An 18,499-nucleotide genomic window follows, 5' to 3' on the forward strand; every position below is an offset into this window, starting at 1 on the left:
CACACTGCTCAAGGTGAGTCTCAACTTCCGGCGCGGTAAGCCGTCGGGTCCGGAACCGCTGGTCGACGTCCCGGAATGGTTCAACACCGCCCTTGCTGTGCGGCCGGAACACTCCACGGTCGACGTCCGCGGGTGCCGCATCCAGCTGCGGCTGTGGGGCGATACCGATAGGCCACCGCTGGTGCTTGTCCACGGCGGCGGCGCGCACTCGGGATGGTGGGATCACATCGCTCCCATGCTCACCCCCACCCACCGGGTCGTCGCTCTCGACCTGAGCGGGCACGGTGACAGCGGCACGCGCCCGGAATACTCCATGTCGATGTGGGCGCGCGAGGTGCTGGCCGCGGCGGAGGCCTCCGGATCGTCGGCCCGGCCCGCCGTCGTGGGTCACAGCATGGGCGGATGGGTCGGTGCGGCGGCCGCCACCCGGTACGGGGAGCAGATCGACAGCGTGCTGGTCATCGATTCACCGCTGCGTGACCGCGTTCCCGAGGAGTCGCGGTTGGCCACCCGTCGCCGAGACACTCCCGGATACCGCACCGAGGCAGAGATCCTGGCCCGCTTCCGAGCGGTGCCCACGCAACCGGTGACACTGCCCTTCATCGAACGCCATATCGCCGCGCAGTCCGTGCGCAAGGCCGACAGCGGGTGGGTATGGAAGTTCGACCCCGAGATCTTCGGCGGGCTACGGYTTGAAGAGACGCCGGCAGACGAGGAGATCCTGGAGAATGTCTTCGCCCGAATTCCCTGCCGGATAGGGTATTTGCGGTGTGAGAACGGCCTGGTGCCACCGCCGATGGCCGATCAGATTCGTTCCCTGCTGCAGCTGCGGGGTCCATTCGTCGAACTCGCCGAGGCCGGGCACCACCCGATGCTGGACCAACCGCTCCCTTTGGTGGCGACAATCCGAACCCTGCTCGAGTTCTGGTCCATCACGTAGATCAGCGGCGGGCAGTCTGGTTCAGTCCGTGGCGAAGTGGCGGCGGCTCTGCCACCATCTGGAACCTGACTTCTGTGGCGGCCGCCTGGGCGAATCCGAGGCGGCGGTACAGGCGGTAGGCAGAAGTGTTGACGCGCAACACATTGAGACATACGCGCTTGCCGTCGGCGAAGGCTTCGTCCAGAATGCCGCGCACGATCTGTGTGCCGATGCCGCGCACGATCTGTGTGCCGATGCCGCGTCCTTGATGAGACGGGGCGATCTCGATCAGGCCCAGATAGATCTCCTGCGGTCGCCGTTCCACCTTCAGCCGTCCGGCATCGGTCCCCTCGACGACGATGACCTGGGTGGTGTCGTAGTCGATCGTGCGCTGCAGGTAGGTGCGTTGATCCTCGTCGTCCCATCCCCAGACCTGCTCGACATAGGGACCCAGGGTGTCCTTGTGCAACTGGAAGAAGAACGCGAAGTCATCGGCGGTGGCCGGCCGGAAATCGGTGTGGTGCATGGGTTACAGCCGCCGCACATCGAGGGCCGTCTCCACCGCCACACCGTCGCGGGCTTCGACGAAGTAGGCTCCGGCACAGTCATTCTCGGCCACCGCCTCGACGAATGCTGTTCCCCGATAGAGGATTCCGGCGCCGTCATCGGTGGCGTAGGCAGCCGGGAGCACCCCTTCGCCGACCAGGGAATGCAGCAGTGGGCGGCGCTGGGGCTCCGATTCGTAGTGCACGCCGTTGGCATAGGGCACAAAACCCAGACCGTCGGTGATCGGACGCAACTGCGGCCCGAACGAATCGGTGGTGCCACCGGCATGCCAGCAGATAGAACCGGCCGAGATCCCGGTCAAGACCACCCCCGCCTGCCACGCCGCGTGCATCGCGGCGTCGACCCCGTGCAGGCGCCACATCGCCARCAGACCGGCGACGCTGCCACCGAACACCCAGACCACGTCCTGTTCGAGCAGGTGCGCGGTGACATCCTCGACCGTCGGCATCGGGAACAGCGATACGTGCGACGCCGAGAATCCCCTACTCTGCGCCGCCTCGGTCAGGTGGTGCAGCACCGTCTTGTCGTCACCCATCGCGGTGGCGAGAAAGCAGATCCGCGGTGCGCGGCCGGTCACCCCGGCCAGGTCGACGGCGAGGTCGGTCAATGCGGTGAACCCGAACCGGGTGCGCAGCCCCGGGCCAACGCCTCCGCTGGTGGCCAGGATGGTCGGTGCGTCTGCGGGCATGGTGCGACGGTAGGCGCGGATCGTCGTCCAGATCAACCCACTTGTCGACTCGTCGCGCCACCCACGCTGACAGCCTCGGCCTAGGCGAAGACGTCCAGAGAGCCGACGGTGCCACGGTTGTCCTTGATCCGCTCAACCAGCCACCAACGTCCGTCGCGGCGTTCCCACCGGTCGTGATAGTCGCCGAGAGTGTGGAACGTCAGGTCCGAGTTGCTACGCGACAGGTGCAGATCTCGTACGTAGGCCCTACTGGTGGCGTGATCCCCGTCCACGTCGACGAGGATGTTGGCGAGCAGGTGCTGGGTGACCCCGCAATTGTCCATAAACCCTTGGATCATCTCGATGATCGCCGCGCGTCCGTCGAGTCGTCCGGTGCCGAAGTCGCCGACGGCGTCGAACGCCAGTATCTGGTTTATCGCGTCCCAGTCGCGTTCATCCATGGCACGAGCGACTTCGATCAGAGCCCGCTCGATACACCGCTCGTCGATGATCCGGCTGATGGCCTCGCCTGTCACGGCGCACTTCCCTTCGGTGGGCTGAGGTCGTCGTCATACGCAACGACCTCATTCGATTGTGAGTCGGGGCTCGACAAGTGTTGTTGCGGCGTTCCGTTCACCGAGATAACAGTTCGCCGGCGGAATGGTCTGCTCGTACAGTGCCATCGGGTAGGGCCAGAGCCTCGGACTGATCACGGCTGACATCCATACCCGCCTCAGGGACACCCGCCGACTGTCGGTCCGTCGGCGGATTTCGAAACGGGGAGTGCTTTTGCCGGCTCAACTCGAGTCTCAGTACGACCAGCCGACCCACACCGTGATCGCGATTGCACCCAGGCGGCTCCAGCGCCGGTCGAGAATCATCGCGGCCGCAAGGGCTTTGGCCACCGGTGGACACGCGGCGGTGCAGATTCGCCATGTGGCTGCATGTGCCGGGGTATCGGCGAGCGCGGTGTACCGGTACTTCGCGTCGAAAGACGATCTCCTCGTGGCATGTCTGCACCAATGGCTACTTGAGATCTCTTCGCGGCACGGCGACCTCGGGCTGTTGACCGGTCCGATCGAACGGGTGCTGGTTGTCGTCGAGAAGACGACGCGCGAGCTGTGCGCTCAACCAGTGCTTGCAGACGCCGCCGTTCGCGCCTATCTCTATGCGAATGGCGATGCTGCGGAGAACGCGGCTCTATGCCGAAATACATTGGCCAGCATATTCATCAATGCCCTCGGCGCCACTCGTGACGAGCATAGCGGGATGCTCGTCGACCTGATCGCGGATATGTGGGCTACCAATGTTCCGGCCATCATCCAGCAGCGCAGTTCTGTAGGGGATCTGCTCGAGCGCCTGGAGCGCGCCATGGTGGCTATCAATCTTGGCTGACGCTGCACTCGGCCCGCCGGAAGTCAGGCGTTGGCGGCCTCTTGTTCGCGTTTGATTTCCAGGGCGATGTCGATGAGCTGATCTTCCTGGCCGCCGATCAGCTTGCGTTGCCCGGCGCGGTGCAGCAGCTGGTGCGCGGGCACGCCGTAGCGTTCGGACTGGCGGATGGCGTGCTTGAGGAAGCTGGAGTACACCCCGGAGTAGCCCATGATCAGGGCGTTGCGGTCGAGCAGGCATTCGGCGGGCATGGCCGGGCGGACCACATCCTCGGCGGCATCGGCGATCTCGAAGAAATCGATACCGGTCTTCACGCCGATCTTGTCGAAGACACCGATCATGGCCTCCACGGGTGCGTTGCCCGCACCGGCGCCGAAGCGGCGGGTGCTGCCATCGATCTGCTTGGCCCCGGCGCGCACGGCCTCGATGCTGTTGGCCACCCCGAGCCCGAGGTTCTCGTGCCCGTGAAAGCCGACCTGGGCGTCCTCGCCGAGTTCGGCGACCAGCGCGGCCACCCGGTCAGCGACCTGGTCGAGCACCAACGCTCCCGCGGAATCGACCACGTAGACGCACTGACAGCCGGCATCGGCCATGATGCGGGCCTGGGCGGCCAGCTTCTCCGGGCTGATGGTGTGGCTCATCATCAAAAAGCCGACGGTCTCCAAACCGAGTTCGCGGGCCAGCCCGAAGTGCTGGATGGAGACATCGGCCTCGGTGCAGTGGGTGGCGATCCGGCAGATCTCGCCACCGTTGTTCTGCGCCTCCTTGATGTCCTCCTTGGTGCCCACACCGGGCAGCATCAGGAAGGCGATCTTGGCGTTCGTGGCGGTCTGGGCCGCCAGCTTGATCAGTTCCTGCTCAGGGGTTTTGGAGAACCCGTAGTTGAAGCTCGAGCCGCCCAGCCCGTCACCGTGGGTGACCTCGATGACCGGCACCCCGGCGGTGTCCAGCGCCGCGACGATGGAGCGCACCTCGTCGGCGCTGAACTGGTGGCGCTTGTGATGGGAGCCGTCGCGCAGCGACGTGTCGGTCATCCGGACATCCCACACCGGGTTGAAGAAGATCTCGCCTGTGCCACTCATGCCTGTGCTCCTGCGCTGGTAGCCGAGACGCGCTCTTTGGCGATTTCCTCGCCGACCTTGGTGGCCGCCGCGGTCATGATGTCCAGGTTCCCGGCATAGGGGGGCAGGTAATCACCGGCGCCCTCSACCTCCACGAACGTGGTGACCAGATGATTGCCGCCGTTGAACACCGTGGGCTCRTCGAACTGCGGCTCATTGAGCAGCCGGTAGCCGGGCACATAGGTCTGCACGTCGGCGACGACCTCCTTGATCGACGCGGTGATCGCGTCGTGGTCGGCGTCCTCGGGGATCGCGCAGAAAATGGTGTCGCGCATGATCATCGGCGGCTCCGCCGGGTTCARRATGATGATCGCCTTACCGCTACGCGCSCCWCCGATGTGCTGCACACCGGCACTGGTGGTCTTGGTGAACTCATCGATATTGGCCCKCGTCCCSGGACCCGCCGACGCCGAGGAYACCGACGCCACGATCTCGGCGTAGGACACATCCACCACGCGGCTCACGGCGTAGACCATCGGGATGGTCGCCTGCCCACCRCAGGTCACCATGTTCACGTTCGGCGCATCCAGATGCGCGCGCAGGTTCGCCGGCGGGATCACCCCCGGCCCCACCGCGGCAGGGGTCAGATCGATCGCGGTGATCCCGGCCGCCTCATAGCGCGGTGCGGCATCACGGTGCACATAGGCACTGGTCGCCTCGAACACGATATCGGGGCGCTCGGCCTGTCCCAGCAGCCAGTCCACCCCCTCATGGCTGGTCTCCAGCCCGAGCTTGCGSGCCCGCGCCARACCCTCRGASKCCGGGTCGATACCGATCATCCAGCGCGGCTCCAACCARTCKGASCGCAACAGCTTGTACAGCAGGTCGGTGCTGATATTGCCCGACCCCACAATCGCGACACTCAACTTCTCAGCCATATACGGCTCCTATTCGAAAGAAAGACGAACTGAACCTAGCCCGTCGAAATCTGCTACGAAATCGTCACCGGGACGAGCATCTATCGCACGCATGCACGCACCSGGCAACACGATGTCMCCCGCACGAAGACGCACCCCGAACTGATCGACCTTGCGCGCCAACCACGCCACCGAGGTCACCGGATTGCCCAGCACAGCGTCACTGCGKCCCTCGGCYACCACCTCGCCGTTGCGTTTAAGCACGGCGCTGATGTTTTTGATGTCAATGTCCTTGGGCGACACCCGCTCCGGGCCCAACACCCATCCCGCCGACGAGGCGTTGTCGGCGATCGTGTCGCACAACTTGATCTTCCAGTCCGTGATCCGGGTRTCGATCAGCTCRATCGACGGTGCGAACGCCGCCGTGGCCGCCAGCACGTCATCCTCGGTACACCCCGCCCCRGGCAGATCATCGGCCAGGATGAAACCCACCTCGACCTCCACCCGCGGATACAGAAACCGGCCCGCCGCAACCGGTTTGTCCTCAAAAACCTCCATATCGGCCAGCAGATGACCGTAATCAGGCTCATCGACGCCCATCATCTTCTGCATCGCCTCAGACGACAGCCCCACCTTGTGCCCGATCACCCGCGCACCCTCAGCCACCCGCTGCCGAATATTGATCAACTGAATCTCATAGGCATCGACCACATCGATATCGCCATACCGATCCGTCAACGGAGTCGTCGGCACCCGACTACGCTCCGCCTGAGCCAGGTCGGCAGCAAGCTCGTCACGGACCTCGACACTGAGCATCTTGGTGAATTCCCCTCATAATCTTGTTAAGCCCCCGACCGGCACAGTTGCGGGCCTGTTGTCGAAAGGCACTGCAATTCTATAACGTGTTCTACATGACTGGACAGGAGTACGACGTCGTCGTGGTCGGCAGCGGCGCTGCCGGCATGGTCGCCGCCCTCACCGCTGCTCACCAGGGTCTCTCGACAGTAGTCGTTGAGAAGGCTCCGCACTATGGCGGTTCAACGGCGCGATCCGGCGGCGGAGTGTGGATCCCGAACAACGAGATCCTCAAGCGTGACGGGGTCAAAGACACTGCTGAGGAGGCTCGCAGGTACCTGCACGCCATCATCGGCGACGCGGTGCCCGCCGACAAGATCGACACCTACCTGGACCGCAGTCCGGAGATGCTGTCGTTCGTCCTCAAGAACTCCCCACTCAAGCTCTGCTGGGTGCCGGGCTACTCCGATTACTACCCGGAGACTCCGGGCGGTAAGGCCACCGGCAGGTCGGTGGAACCCAAACCGTTCAACGCCAAGAAGCTCGGCCCCGACGAGAAGGGCCTCGAGCCGCCCTACGGCAAGGTGCCGCTGAACATGGTGGTCCTGCAGCAGGACTATGTCCGGCTCAACCAGCTCAAGCGCCACCCGCGTGGCGTACTGCGCAGCCTCAAGGTCGGCGTGCGCTCCGTCTGGGCCAACGCGACCGGCAAGAACCTGGTCGGCATGGGCCGCGCACTGATTGCGCCGCTACGCATCGGGCTGCAGAAGGCCGGCGTGCCGGTGCTGCTCGACACCGCACTCACCGATCTGTACGTCGAGGACGGCGTGGTGCGCGGGATCTACGTGCGCAATACGCACGACCCCGAAAGCGCTGAGCCGACGCTGATCCGGGCTCGCAAGGGCGTGATCCTGGGCTCCGGCGGCTTCGAGCACAACGAGCAGATGCGGGTGAAGTACCAGCGGGCCCCGATCACCACCGAGTGGACCGTGGGCGCCGCCGCCAACACCGGTGACGGCATCCTCGCCGCCGAAAAACTCGGTGCTGCATTGGAACTCATGGAGGACTCCTGGTGGGGCCCGACGGTTCCGCTGGTGGACGCGCCGTGGTTCGCGCTGTCCGAACGTAATTCACCCGGGTCGATCATCGTCAACCTGTCCGCCAAGCGGTTCATGAACGAGTCGATGCCCTACGTCGAGGCCTGCCACCACATGTACGGCGGTCAGTACGGGCAGGGCGAGGGCCCGGGCGAGAACGTGCCGGCCTGGCTGGTCTTCGACCAGCAGTACCGCGACCGCTACATCTTCGCGGGACTGCAGCCCGGACAACGCATCCCGAAGAAGTGGCTGGAGTCCGGCGTCGTGGTCAAGGCCGAGACGCTGGCCGAGCTGGCGGAGAAGACCGGGCTGTCCGCGGAGGCGCTGGCCGCCACCGTGGACCGGTTCAACGGTTTCGCCCGCTCCGGCGTGGACGAGGACTTCCACCGCGGCGACAGCGCGTACGACCGTTACTACGGCGACCCCACCATCAAGCCCAACCCGAACCTGGGCGAGATCAAGCACGGCCCGTTCTATGCCGCGAAGATGGTGCCCGGCGACCTCGGCACCAAGGGTGGCATCCGCACCGACAACGACGGGCGCGCGCTGCGTGACGACAACTCCGTGATCGAAGGGCTCTATGCGGCAGGTAATGTCAGCTCGCCGGTGATGGGCCACACCTATCCCGGTCCGGGCGGGACCATCGGCCCCGCCATGACGTTCGGCTACCTCGCCGCGCTCGCCATAGCTGGAAAGGCCCGCTAGTGCCCATCGATGTCGAAAAGGCGCTCRCCGCCGACCTGGATCCCATCGAGTTCTCCTGGACCAGTAGCGATATCCAGCTGTACCACCTCGGCCTCGGTGCCGGAGCGGACCCGATGGATGAACGGGAGCTGCGCTACCTGACCGACAACACCCCGCAGGTGCTCCCCACGTTCGGCAATGTCGCGGTCAGTTTCCACATGACCGAGGCGCCGTCGGTGCAGTTCCCCGGCATCGATATCGAGCTGTCCAAGGTGCTGCACGCCAGCGAGGCGGTGACCGTGCCCGGTCCCATCCCGACCAGCGGCAAGGCCTGGTCCAAGCAGCGCTTCACCGAGATCTGGGACAAGGGCAAGGCCGCCGTCATCGTGAGCGAATCCACCGTGACCGATGAGTCCGGGACGGTGTTGTGGACGAYGAAGCGCTCCATCTTCGCCCGTGGCGAAGGTGGGTTCGGCGGTGAGCGCGGGCCGTCCACGTCGGTGGAGTTGCCCGACCGGGCACCCGATGCCGAGATCGCCATTCCGACGCTGCCGCAGCAGGCTCTGCTGTACCGGCTGTGCGGTGACCGCAATCCGCTGCACTCGGACCCCGGATTCGCCAAGGCCGCCGGTTTCGACCGGCCCATCCTGCACGGGCTGTGCACCTACGGCATCGGCGCCAAGGCCATCGTCGACCACTTCCTGGACGGCGACGTGCGCCAGGTCGGCACCTACGGCGCGCGGTTCGCCGGCACCGTCATCCCCGGAGAGACGTTGCAGGCCAACATCTGGAAGCAGGACGGCACGTACATCGGGACGCTCACCGCACCCAGCCGGGACAACACCGTGGTGCTGTCCGGCGTGGAGCTCATTCCGTCCCGGTAGGCCTCACCAGGATGCCGCGATGGCCGTCGGCGCCGCGAACCCATGCTGCGAAGGATGCGCGAGCGCTGCGGCTTCTGCGCGGGTCCGCACACCGAGCTTGGTCAGCAGGCTGTGCACATGATTCTTGACCGTGTGCACCGCGATACACAGCTGAGCGGCGATCTCGCGGTTCGACAATCCCAGCTTCAGCAGGCCGAAGATCTGCACCTCACGCGCGGTGAGGGCCAATTCCTGGACTTCGGGTGGCCGTTGCGAGCCGAGCGCCGCGAGTCTGCGGAGCAGGATCGACGACACCCGCGCGGAACACGACGGCTCGCCGGCAGCGACGTTGCCCATCACCTCGAGCAGATCTTGGAAGGACTGGCTGCGGGTGTGATACCCGGCGGCGCCGGCCTCGGCGCACTGGATGACGCCGTCGTCGTCGTCATCGGAGACGCCGAGCACCACCACCCGCGCACCCGGATCGGTGGCCAGCGCCGTCCGCAACAGCGCCGCACTGTCGCGGGTGGCGATGTTCAGCAGAATCAATCCACCCGAAATCGTCTGCAGGGCGGTGACCAGCGTGACCAGGTCGCACGCGGAGCCGGTGGCCGGTGTGCCGTTGGCCGCCAGCGCAGTCGCCAGGCTGTCCCGGTACAGCACGCAATCGTCGACGATGAGGATCTGCACGTCCCGGAGCCGGTCCCGGCCCGTCGGCAATGCCATCCCGGCCGGCTCACCGGCCCGGTGCCCCTCGGCGCGAGCGCAGTCCTCTGACAGATCCAGGCCGATACCGGTCGGCACCGTCCTGTCCGCGACAGATCCGAAAGCCCTCATCTTTTCCCCCACTTCGCGTATCGCCGAGCCTTCCGAGTGGGCAACTGAGACGAGTGGTGCGAATCAGGCAAATTCTCCCCCATATGCCTGCACCATCGGCCGCTACCCGAAATTCGACTGCCCGGATGTTCAAACTAGCTGATCAAAAGCTAAACAACCAGGGTCCGGGGCGGCTTTGCTACGCACACGTTAATTCATGTCGTGCAGTTTCCGCAACGGATTGACCCACGCGATCGACAGCTCGTGGCGAACGCAAACACTTGAGCGGCAAACGGCGTCAGGTCGCATACCGGGCAGACCGATGCAATGGCGGTACGCTGACTGCGGGTCGGGCCATGCCCGCCACGCGGTGGGCGTATCCGAGCTACGGGAGGCGGTGCCCTGTGTCCTTCACCCCGGACCTCCGCCCGGCCTCCATGTCTGCGGACGGACCCCTCCCGTGATGCCGGCCGACCGCACGGGTGTCCGCGCCCACTTTCTGGCCGTTGTCGGTCAGACACCGACGGACCTGCGCGGCGCCGAGCAACTGTGCGCGGCCTGTCTGGCCACACTCCCGGTGCGACGGGTCGGCATATCCGTCATATCCGGCGATGAAGGACACGAATTCCTCTGTGCCAGCGACAGTGTCGCAGAGCGGATGGAGTGGGCTCAGATCGCGCTGGGAGAAGGTCCCGCGGTGGCAGCCTTCATGACCGGCGGCCCGGTCTCCACACCGGATGCGTCGGCACCGGACCCCCGATGGCCGCTACTCGCCCGGGAAGCGGAGGCCGCCGAGGCGGGTTCGGTGTACGCGCTGCCGCTACAACTGGGCGCGATCCGGGTCGGTGTCCTCAGCCTCTATCTGGACGCCGGGACCCAACTGAGCACAAGCGATTTCGGCGACGCCATCGCGATCGCCGACCTCGTCACGTCGCTTCTGCTCGCTTCGGGAACCACCGAGGAGCCGGATCCACTCGACCACTGGTGGGTTCAGCCGCAGTCTTCCCGGGAGATCCACCAGGCCACCGGGATGGTCGTCGCGCAACTCGGGGTGAGTGTCCGCGTCGCGTACGCGAGATTGCAGGGATATGCCTTCGTGCGGGGACGCCGGCTCGACGACGTGGCCGCCGAGGTGGTGCACGGCGGCCTGCGCATCGACGTTGATCCCGATGACGATCAGGCCCCCGCCTCATGAGCACACCGTATGAACACAGGCCACGCCGTGGCAGAATGCCGTAGGGAGCAAAATGGACCGTTACGAGGGTTTGGCCCGCGCATTTGTGGGGCTGGCGGACACGCTGGTCGCAGACTTCGACGTGATCGAACTGGCCCAGCAGCTGGTGGAGAACGCCATGACGCTGCTGCCGGTCGATGCCGCGGGAATCGTCCTCGCCGACGTGCACGGCAGATTCCAGGTGCTGGCCTCCAACAGCGAACAGACGCGTTTGCTGGAACTGTTCCAGATCCAGCATGACAACGGCCCGTGCCTGCTGTCCTACCGCACCGGCGAACAAGTGGTCGCCGAGGATCTTCGGATCGACATCGCCCGCTGGCCGGAGTTCGCCGCACTGGCCATCGAATACGGCTTTTTGTCCGTGCACGCACTGCCGCTACGGCTGCGCAACGATCGGGTGGGCGCGTTGAATCTGCTGCGCTTCGATTCCGGGAAGATGTCGGATACCGATATCGCGATCGGTCAGGCGCTCGCCGACGTGGCGACGATCGGGATCGTCCACCAACGTGTCGCCTTACAGTCGGACGTCCTGAATCAGCAGCTGCAAACCGCGCTGAACACACGGACGGTCATCGAACAGGCCAAGGGTGTCCTCGCCGAGCGGGGCGGCGTCGACATGGACGCGGCATTCGGTGTGTTGCGCCGCTACGCCCGTCGCAACAACAGACGACTCGCCGATGTCGCACGCTCCGTCGTCGACGGCGCCGACACCGCCGACATCCTCAACCCGAGCTAACTGCTCGACCACCCGGTCAGGGGCTCGGCTCACCCGACGAGTTCCCCTCGTTGTCATTGTGCGCGGCGGCGCTCGGTTCATCCGCGGGCGACGTATCGTTCGCCTCCGCGGCGGGCGCATCGTCCTGACCCGGGGCGGCGCCGGGATCGTCCGGAGAGGAGAACGGCTCCCCCTGGTCCTGCGACTCCTCGTCCGACTCGAACGGATTGTCGGGGTCCACGGCGTCCTCGAAGTCCGGTTGCGGAGAGAAGGTGGGCTCCTCGGACGCCGCGGCACTCGTGAAGGACGGCTCGGCGGGCGCCACCGGCTCGGCGATTGCGGGGGTGGTGAAGTCGGCCATGATCGGTTCGGCCTGCTCGGGAACCGGGGCGAACGTCTCGGGGGCGAACGTCTCCGGGGCGAACGTCTCCACTGCGAACGTCTCCATGCTCGGCGCGATCGAGAAAGCGGCCATCTCGGCCGGTGCCTCGATCTGGACCACCACCGCGAATTGGACGGGCTGTTGCAGGACCACGGATGTCGGCATCACTGCGATGTTCTCGGCCGCCGGCTGGACGGCAGGGGAATAGACGATGTAGGACTGCCTGCCGCTGATGCTGACCACATCGATCTGCTCGGTCGGCCCCGTCGTGGAGTTGATGTCGATCTTGTCCAACTCGGTCCTGATTCCCGACAGATTGTTCGAGTCCAGGAAAACGGCATCCAGCATGGTGGCCAGATCGGCCAGATCAGGATGCTGAATCAGCTGGGCCAGTAGCGAATCCGGCAGCCGCAGCAACGCCTGGAGCTTCATTTCCAGGCCCACCACACTCGCGTCGTGGCCGTAGCGGGAGTAGAGCAGCATCAACAACGCCTCGAGCTTCGACCTCAGCGGCATCATGGCGACAGCGAACGCCGCACTCGCATGATTGAACGATCCGTAGCTCGCCGACACCGCGGTCGACCGGCCGGTGTCCATCAACCTGAAGCTGATCCGGCTCGTCTGCACCGACAGATCGCCGGCGGCATCCCGCACCGGATTGGATTCCGCGGCGACGGGAGGAGGCCCCTGCGGGAGTGGGACATAGACTCCCGACTCGACAGCCGAGGGGAAAAGCGCCCACGCGTTGATCGCCACGCCCGAGACGAGCAGCACGAGAAAGCCGCGCTTACCCGTCACACCCAAGGGTCCGACACCGCGGCCGATGGGGTGCGCAAACCCGCGCCCGCCGGTTTTGGGTTCGCGGATGGCCGTCAACGGCGGCAGCTGAAGTTCAGTGTGATCGTTCATCGGACGCACTCCTCGTTTAAGCATTCGTGGCGCCGGCCGGCCGGGAGCCCGACTACCGTGTAGCGATATGACGATCTCCGTGAGGATCCGCCGCGGGCACACCTGTGCGCCCTGATCGTCGACGACACACTTCGTCCGCGACAGCGCGGAAACTGGTGCGCCGTATGATATTTCTTGCTTTCGTTCTGATGACCGCCGTCGCCGCCGGCCTCCCGGTCTACGTCCATCCGCGCGTCGACGAATTGCGCCACGCCGACGCCATAGTGATCCTGAGCGGGCCGCACCACGGCCGCTACCCCTTCGGCTTCGAACTCGCCGAACAGGGCTGGGCGCCCAATCTGGTCGTGTCGAACCCGAGCGGGACGGACAATCCCCGCCTGACCCGGTACTGCGCCGAACCGCATGCCCGGTTCGCGGTGCACTGCTTTGTCCCGGACCCACCGACCACCAAGGGCGAAGCGCGGCAGTTGCAGGCGCTGGCTGCCGAACATGGTTGGCGCACAGTCATCGTCGTCACATTTCGGCCTCACGTATCCCGGGCCAGGTACATCCTTCGCCAGTGTTTCGACGGTGAGCTCGTGATGGTGCCGAACCCGACCCCCATCTCGGCGCGCCGGTGGGCATTCGAGTACCTGTACCAGACCGCGGGGTACGTCCGGGCACTGCTGCAACCCGGCTGCTGAACTCGTGGCGGTCACGTCGGGCCACTCTGCGCATAACGCTGCTGCGTCTGCAGGACGAAGGCCGCGAACGTCGCCACGTGCTCCGGCAGCAGCATGGTGTCGCTGCTGCAGCCGTCGGGTCCGGTGAACACAGTGGTGCTCGCGGCAAGTCGATTCCATCGCAACGGGCGCGCCGATGACCGCTGCCACGACTCGCACGGAAGCATGACGTCGAGGTGCAGACCCGAGGATGTCGGCACATACGCCCGTGCCGCAGCCAGCGTCGCCGCCACCACGGCACGGCGGCGGGCCAGCACGGCGTCGCCCACCTGCTCAGACCGCTGCTGTCGTAGGCCGCGCACGGTGTCGGCGAGATGCCGTGCGCGCAGCGCGATGTAACGCCTGCGCTCGGCCATCGGGACGGTGCACAGTCTGCGGGCGTGCGTCATCGATCGGCTGCCGTAATGACGAGCCAGCGCCACCGTCCACTGCAGTCGGCGATAGAACGTGCAGTACGGCGCGCCGAACATGATGAGATTGGCGACCGACGTGCCGGAGTTGGTGAGCTGGCGGGCGAGCTCGAACGCGATCGAGCCGCCGGCGCAGTAACCGGCGATGGTGACCGGCCCGTCGGGTCGGAACGCGCGGATCTGATCGGCGAAATAGCGGGCGATGTCCTCGACATACGTCAGCGGTTCGCTGCCCTCCTCGAGCCCGGGCGGCTGCAGGCCGAAGAAGGGCTGCTCCGCGCCGAGCTGCCGCGCGAGCGCGCGATAGGCGAAAACATCGCCGTTGTGGCCGGCCACCGCGAAGATCGGGGTCCGCGATCCCCGCGGTTCCAGCGGCACGATTGCGCGCTGCTGGGATACGACCCGCTGCGCTTCGCGCAGGAACGCGATGACTTCGGGCTTACGCTGCGCGAGATCGCGCTTGTGCGCGTCGGTCAGCGCCCCGACGGGCGCATTGAGCCGCAGGCGATCACCGTCCAGCGCTATCCGGACGTCGAGCTTGCGCAGCTCTTCCAGTAGGTCAGCAGTCGTCACAGCTCGATCTCCTCCCTCTCCCCGCCGCCGGCGAACGCCAGTTGGTCGCTGCTGACGGTTGCCCACGAGAGCGCGTCGATCGCGGCGGCGAGCTGTTCCGGTGTCGGCCGTTCGAAGAGGTTGCGCAAGGGCAGCTCGACACGCGCCGACTCGCACACGTTCGCCATCACCCTGGCTGCCATCAGCGAATGCCCGCCGAGTTCGAAGAAGTTGTCGAAGACACCGATATCGCTGCGGCGCAGCGCTTCGCTGAAGGCGGCGACGACGAGCGCCTCGGTGGTCGACCGCGGGTCCATGAACGGACACGGCTCGCTGTGGTGGTGGGTGGGGGSGGGTAGGGCTTTGCGGTCGAGTTTGGCGCTGGTGGTCAACGGCAGGGCGTCCAGGTACTGGAAGTGCGCGGGCACCATGTATTCGGGCAACCGGGTGTGCAGGCTCTGGCGCAGATCGGCGATCAGAGCCGGTGGCGCCTGCGGGGCCACCAGATAGGCCACCAGCTTCTTCTCACCGGGAACATCCTCACGGTCGATGACCGCAACCTGATGCACCGCAGGATGTTCGGCGATCACCGTCTCGATCTCACCGAGCTCGACACGGAAACCACGGATCTTGACCTGCTGATCGATACGGCCCAGATACTCCAACTCCCCACCCTGGCACCAACGCGCCAGATCCCCACTGCGATACATCGGCCCACCATGGAACGGATCGGTCAGAAACCGCTGCGCAGTGAGCTCAGGACGATTCAGATAACCCGCCGCCACCCCCGCACCAGCGATATAGAGCTCACCGGGCACCCCCACCGGCACCGGCCGGCCACGCTCATCGAGCAGATAAATCCGGATATCAGGCAACGGCGACCCGATCACACTGCCGACACCAGCAGCCAGATCAGCCCCGGTGATCCGCCGACAGGTCACATACAACGTCGCCTCGGTCGGACCGTACATATTGATGACCTGCGGGCCGGCATCACCGTAACGCTCGAACCACGGCGCCAGACTCGCCAACTGCAATGCCTCACCGCACAACAACACATAACGCAACGCGAACACACCCCGCGCGGCAACCCGATCGACATCGATGAACGCACTGAACCCCGTCGGAGTCTGACTGAGCACACTGACCCCCTCACGGGCCACCAGCGCACGAAACGCCGCCGGATCACGGCTGGTGTCATGATCCACCATCACCAGCCGGCCCCCCACCAGCAGCGCACCCCACAACTCCGACACCGAGATGTCAAACGAATACGAATGCCACAACGTCCACACATCATCAGGACCGAAACCGAACTGCCCGATCGTGGTCTCGAACAGCCGCAACACATTACGGTGAGTAACCCGCACACCCTTGGGCTGACCGGTCGAACCCGAGGTGTACATGACATAGGCCAGGTCCTCACCGCGACCCTGCGCCGCCGGCGACGCAGGGTCGCGGCCCACCACCGGCAGCGGCTCATCCAGACACACACACCGCACCGGCAGCACACCCAACTGCCCAGCCACACCACGCTGGGTCAACACCACCTCAACCCCGGCATCAGCGAGCATGAACCCCACCCGATCCACCGGATACAACAGATCCAACGGCAGATACGCCGCACCCGCCTTCAAAATCCCCAAAATCCCGACCACCACATCAACACCACGAGCCACCCGAAGACCCACCACGGCACCGGCACCCACACCCAGCCCACGCAAACACCCCGCCACCGCCTCGGCACGACAGTCAAGCTCGGCATAACTCAACTCCACCCGACCACCCACACCATCAGCACACACCGCCACCGCATCCGGACGCACCGCCACCTGACGCGCAAAACCCCCATGCAACGTCACATCACGAGTCACCACCACCGGAACCCCACCATCACCCACCAACACCACCCGCTCAGCAGCACTCAGCAGTGACAGGTCGGCCAGAGGTGCGGCCGGGTCGGCCACGATCTGTTCGAGTAGCAGGCGGTACTGCGTGAGCCAGCGCGCGACCGTCGTGTCCTCGAAAAGGTCAGCGTTGAATTCACATTCGAGCACGACGCTGTCGCCGTCATCGATCGCGGTGACGCCGAGCTCGAAGTTGTAATACGCCCTGGGCATTTCGACGCCCGTGACGGCAGTGTCGCCGAAATCGAAGGTGCTGCTGAACTTGTCATTGAAGAACAGGGACACCAACGGCATCCGGCCCGGGTCCCGGGACAGCCTGAGGCGCTGCACCAGCGTGCCGAAGGTCAGACGCTGATGTGCCTGGGCATCGAAGAACGCGCTGCGTACCGCGCGCAGGTGTTCGGCGAACGTCAGTTGCTCATCGATGCGGCAGCGCAGCGGAATCGTGTTGACCCCGTGTGCCACCAGGTGTCGGTTCTCCTGTAGCGCCTGACTCGCCATCGGAACGCCGATGATGAAATCGTCGGCGGAGGTGAGGCGCGCGACCAGCACCTCGAAGGCGGCGAGCATGGCCACGAACTGCGTGGCGCCCTCCTTTGCCGCGCCGGCACGAAAAGCCCGGAAGAGCTCCTTGTCGATGGCCAGGACCTGCCTGCCGGCGGTATAGGTCTTGTAGACGGGGCGGTTGCGGTCGAGCGGCAGCTCGAAGCTCGGCACGCCACTCGTGTACTGGTCTGTCCAGAAGTCYAGCGCCGCATCCATTTCTGCGATGGTGTCGGTGCTCTGTTGATCGGCCACAAAGTCACGGAAGGAAGCTGCTGGGGGCAGATCGGCCGGCAGACCGACACGGTCGGCCGCGTAGATCTTCGCGAGGTCATCGAAAATCACGGTCGAGGACCACCCGTCGACGATGACGTGGTGCGCGGTGAATATCAGTCGATGACGGTCGGGCGCCTCGCGGAGGACTTCAGCGCGCCACAAGGGAGCGGCCCCCAGATCGAACGGTGTGTGTGTTTCACGGTCCACGATGGCCGCGATCGCCGTCTCGCGGTCCCGGGCCCCGAGCGTCACGAGGTCGGTCAGTGCCAGCGTGACCTCCACCTCGGGCAGGACGCGCTGCGATTCGTTCACCAGATCGATGCAGATGCGCAGTGCCTCGTGCCGACGCACCACCTGCGACAGTGCGGTGTGCAACGACTCCACCGACAGCTCGCCCTGCAACGTCAGCACGAAACACTGGTTGTACGAGCAGTTCGCGTCATCGCCCATCAGCGTCGCCGCGCAGATCTCACGTTGCGGCTCGGTCAGGGCGAAGTCATCCTCGAGCTCGGCGAACGGGTCGAAGTCCACGGATTCGTAGTGAGCCATGATGTCACCGCCGTCCGACCAGTTTGCGTTGGCGCGCAAAGGCTTCGCGTTGTCTGTGTGCGCGGTCCATGGCGTCGTCGGTACCCATGACGTCACGGGGTTCCCCGGCAAGGTGGCGCGCCAACGTGCGTATGGTCGGATACTGCAGCAAGGCGACGATCGGCAGATCGGCGCGCAGTTTGTCCGTGAGTTGCGCATGTACCCGGATGCTGAGCAGCGAATCACCGCCGAGTTCGAAGAAGTGGTCGTCAAGGCCGACGCTGTCGATACGTAGCACCGCCTTCCAGACACCGGCGATCGTCTCCTCCGCCGGGTTGCGCGGCGCCTGCCGGGGTTCGGAGGTTCCGCTGTGGTGGTGGGTGGGGGCGGGTAGGGCTTTGCGGTCGAGTTTGGCGCTGGTGGTCAACGGCAGGGCGTCCAGGTACTGGAAGTGCGCGGGCACCATGTATTCGGGCAACCGGGTGTGCAGGCTCTGGCGCAGATCGGCGATCAGAGCCGGTGGCGCCTGCGGGGCCACCAGAT

General features: G+C 65.5%; 18 protein-coding genes. 7 read left to right on the top strand and 11 right to left on the bottom strand.

Annotation, left to right across the window (positions count from 1 at the left end; translation table 11 throughout):
- Nucleotides 1–13: 13 nt before the first annotated feature.
- Nucleotides 14–940, top strand: coding sequence for an alpha/beta fold hydrolase (locus AC1DTF_RS19635; RefSeq protein WP_477475262.1), 927 nt, complete (start codon nt 14–16; stop codon nt 938–940).
- A gap of 1 nt (nt 941) precedes the next feature.
- On the opposite strand, the gene AC1DTF_RS19640 is transcribed toward AC1DTF_RS19635, so the two are convergent.
- The 3 genes from AC1DTF_RS19640 to AC1DTF_RS19650 all read right to left on the bottom strand — a co-directional run bounded on the left by AC1DTF_RS19640 (nt 942) and on the right by AC1DTF_RS19650 (nt 2,689).
- Complete coding sequence (locus tag AC1DTF_RS19640) at nt 942–1,445, bottom strand: GNAT family N-acetyltransferase (protein WP_477475263.1); 504 nt, start codon at nt 1,443–1,445, stop codon at nt 942–944.
- Between the two features lie 3 nt (nt 1,446–1,448).
- Nucleotides 1,449–2,174, bottom strand: a complete 726-nt coding sequence (locus AC1DTF_RS19645) for a Type 1 glutamine amidotransferase-like domain-containing protein (RefSeq protein WP_477475264.1) — start codon at nt 2,172–2,174, stop codon at nt 1,449–1,451.
- 80 nt (nt 2,175–2,254) lie between these two features.
- On the bottom strand, nt 2,255–2,689 hold the full coding sequence (locus AC1DTF_RS19650) for a nuclear transport factor 2 family protein (protein ID WP_477475265.1): 435 nt from the start codon (nt 2,687–2,689) through the stop codon (nt 2,255–2,257).
- 253 nt (nt 2,690–2,942) lie between these two features.
- Between AC1DTF_RS19650 and AC1DTF_RS19655 the strand changes: the two genes are divergently transcribed.
- The gene (locus AC1DTF_RS19655; protein ID WP_477475266.1) at nt 2,943–3,548 is read left to right on the top strand and encodes a TetR/AcrR family transcriptional regulator; all 606 of its coding nucleotides are present in this window, start codon (nt 2,943–2,945) and stop codon (nt 3,546–3,548) included.
- Between the two features lie 23 nt (nt 3,549–3,571).
- On the opposite strand, the gene dmpG is transcribed toward AC1DTF_RS19655, so the two are convergent.
- From dmpG to AC1DTF_RS19670, 3 genes are read right to left on the bottom strand one after another with little or no spacing between them, the layout of a single operon-like run.
- Nucleotides 3,572–4,627 carry a 4-hydroxy-2-oxovalerate aldolase gene (dmpG, locus tag AC1DTF_RS19660; RefSeq protein WP_477475267.1) on the bottom strand — a complete coding sequence of 352 codons (1,056 nt, stop codon included), beginning with the start codon at nt 4,625–4,627 and terminating at the stop codon, nt 3,572–3,574.
- On the bottom strand, nt 4,624–5,544 hold the full coding sequence (locus tag AC1DTF_RS19665; RefSeq protein WP_477475268.1) for an acetaldehyde dehydrogenase (acetylating): 921 nt from the start codon (nt 5,542–5,544) through the stop codon (nt 4,624–4,626). Before AC1DTF_RS19665 ends, dmpG begins: the two co-directional genes overlap by 4 nt.
- A gap of 9 nt (nt 5,545–5,553) precedes the next feature.
- Nucleotides 5,554–6,339 carry a 2-keto-4-pentenoate hydratase gene (locus AC1DTF_RS19670; protein ID WP_477475269.1) on the bottom strand — a complete coding sequence of 262 codons (786 nt, stop codon included), beginning with the start codon at nt 6,337–6,339 and terminating at the stop codon, nt 5,554–5,556.
- 95 nt (nt 6,340–6,434) lie between these two features.
- On the opposite strand from AC1DTF_RS19670, the gene kstD reads away from it, so the two are divergent.
- Together kstD and AC1DTF_RS19680 are read left to right on the top strand one after the other, a co-directional pair.
- Nucleotides 6,435–8,120, top strand: a complete 1,686-nt coding sequence (gene kstD / locus AC1DTF_RS19675; protein WP_477475270.1) for a 3-oxosteroid 1-dehydrogenase — start codon at nt 6,435–6,437, stop codon at nt 8,118–8,120.
- Entirely contained in the window at nt 8,120–8,983 is an 864-nt protein-coding gene (locus tag AC1DTF_RS19680; RefSeq protein ID WP_477475271.1) for a MaoC family dehydratase, read from the top strand. The genes kstD and AC1DTF_RS19680 overlap by 1 nt, the downstream gene beginning before the upstream one ends.
- Before the next feature lie 3 nt (nt 8,984–8,986).
- On the opposite strand, the gene AC1DTF_RS19685 is transcribed toward AC1DTF_RS19680, so the two are convergent.
- Nucleotides 8,987–9,766 (bottom strand): response regulator transcription factor, encoded by a 780-nt coding sequence (locus AC1DTF_RS19685; RefSeq protein WP_477475272.1) that lies wholly within the window; start codon nt 9,764–9,766, stop codon nt 8,987–8,989.
- 475 nt (nt 9,767–10,241) lie between these two features.
- On the opposite strand from AC1DTF_RS19685, the gene AC1DTF_RS19690 reads away from it, so the two are divergent.
- A complete protein-coding gene (locus tag AC1DTF_RS19690) occupies nt 10,242–10,973 on the top strand; it encodes a GAF and ANTAR domain-containing protein (protein ID WP_477475279.1) in 732 nt (243 codons plus the stop codon).
- A 52-nt stretch (nt 10,974–11,025) separates the two neighbouring features.
- Nucleotides 11,026–11,748, top strand: coding sequence for a GAF and ANTAR domain-containing protein (locus tag AC1DTF_RS19695; protein WP_477475273.1), 723 nt, complete (start codon nt 11,026–11,028; stop codon nt 11,746–11,748).
- 16 nt (nt 11,749–11,764) lie between these two features.
- Here the strand turns inward: AC1DTF_RS19695 and AC1DTF_RS19700 are convergent, their stop codons facing one another.
- The gene (locus tag AC1DTF_RS19700; protein WP_477475274.1) at nt 11,765–13,018 is read right to left on the bottom strand and encodes a hypothetical protein; all 1,254 of its coding nucleotides are present in this window, start codon (nt 13,016–13,018) and stop codon (nt 11,765–11,767) included.
- A gap of 188 nt (nt 13,019–13,206) precedes the next feature.
- Here AC1DTF_RS19700 and AC1DTF_RS19705 point away from each other — a divergent pair, with 188 nt between their 5' ends.
- Nucleotides 13,207–13,701, top strand: a complete 495-nt coding sequence (locus AC1DTF_RS19705; RefSeq protein ID WP_477475275.1) for a YdcF family protein — start codon at nt 13,207–13,209, stop codon at nt 13,699–13,701.
- A gap of 11 nt (nt 13,702–13,712) precedes the next feature.
- Here the strand turns inward: AC1DTF_RS19705 and AC1DTF_RS19710 are convergent, their stop codons facing one another.
- The 3 genes from AC1DTF_RS19710 to AC1DTF_RS19720 all read right to left on the bottom strand — a co-directional run.
- Nucleotides 13,713–14,723, bottom strand: a complete 1,011-nt coding sequence (locus AC1DTF_RS19710) for a thioesterase domain-containing protein (protein ID WP_477475276.1) — start codon at nt 14,721–14,723, stop codon at nt 13,713–13,715.
- Nucleotides 14,720–17,977: a non-ribosomal peptide synthetase gene (locus AC1DTF_RS19715; protein WP_477475277.1), complete on the bottom strand. Its 3,258-nt coding sequence runs from the start codon at nt 17,975–17,977 to the stop codon at nt 14,720–14,722. Before AC1DTF_RS19715 ends, AC1DTF_RS19710 begins: the two co-directional genes overlap by 4 nt.
- Before the next feature lie 4 nt (nt 17,978–17,981).
- Nucleotides 17,982–18,499, bottom strand: a 518-nt coding sequence (locus tag AC1DTF_RS19720; RefSeq protein ID WP_477475278.1) for a phosphopantetheine-binding protein, incomplete at its 5' end; no start/stop codon positions are given.

Source organism: Mycobacterium sp. P4_H6, from assembly GCF_056400845.1.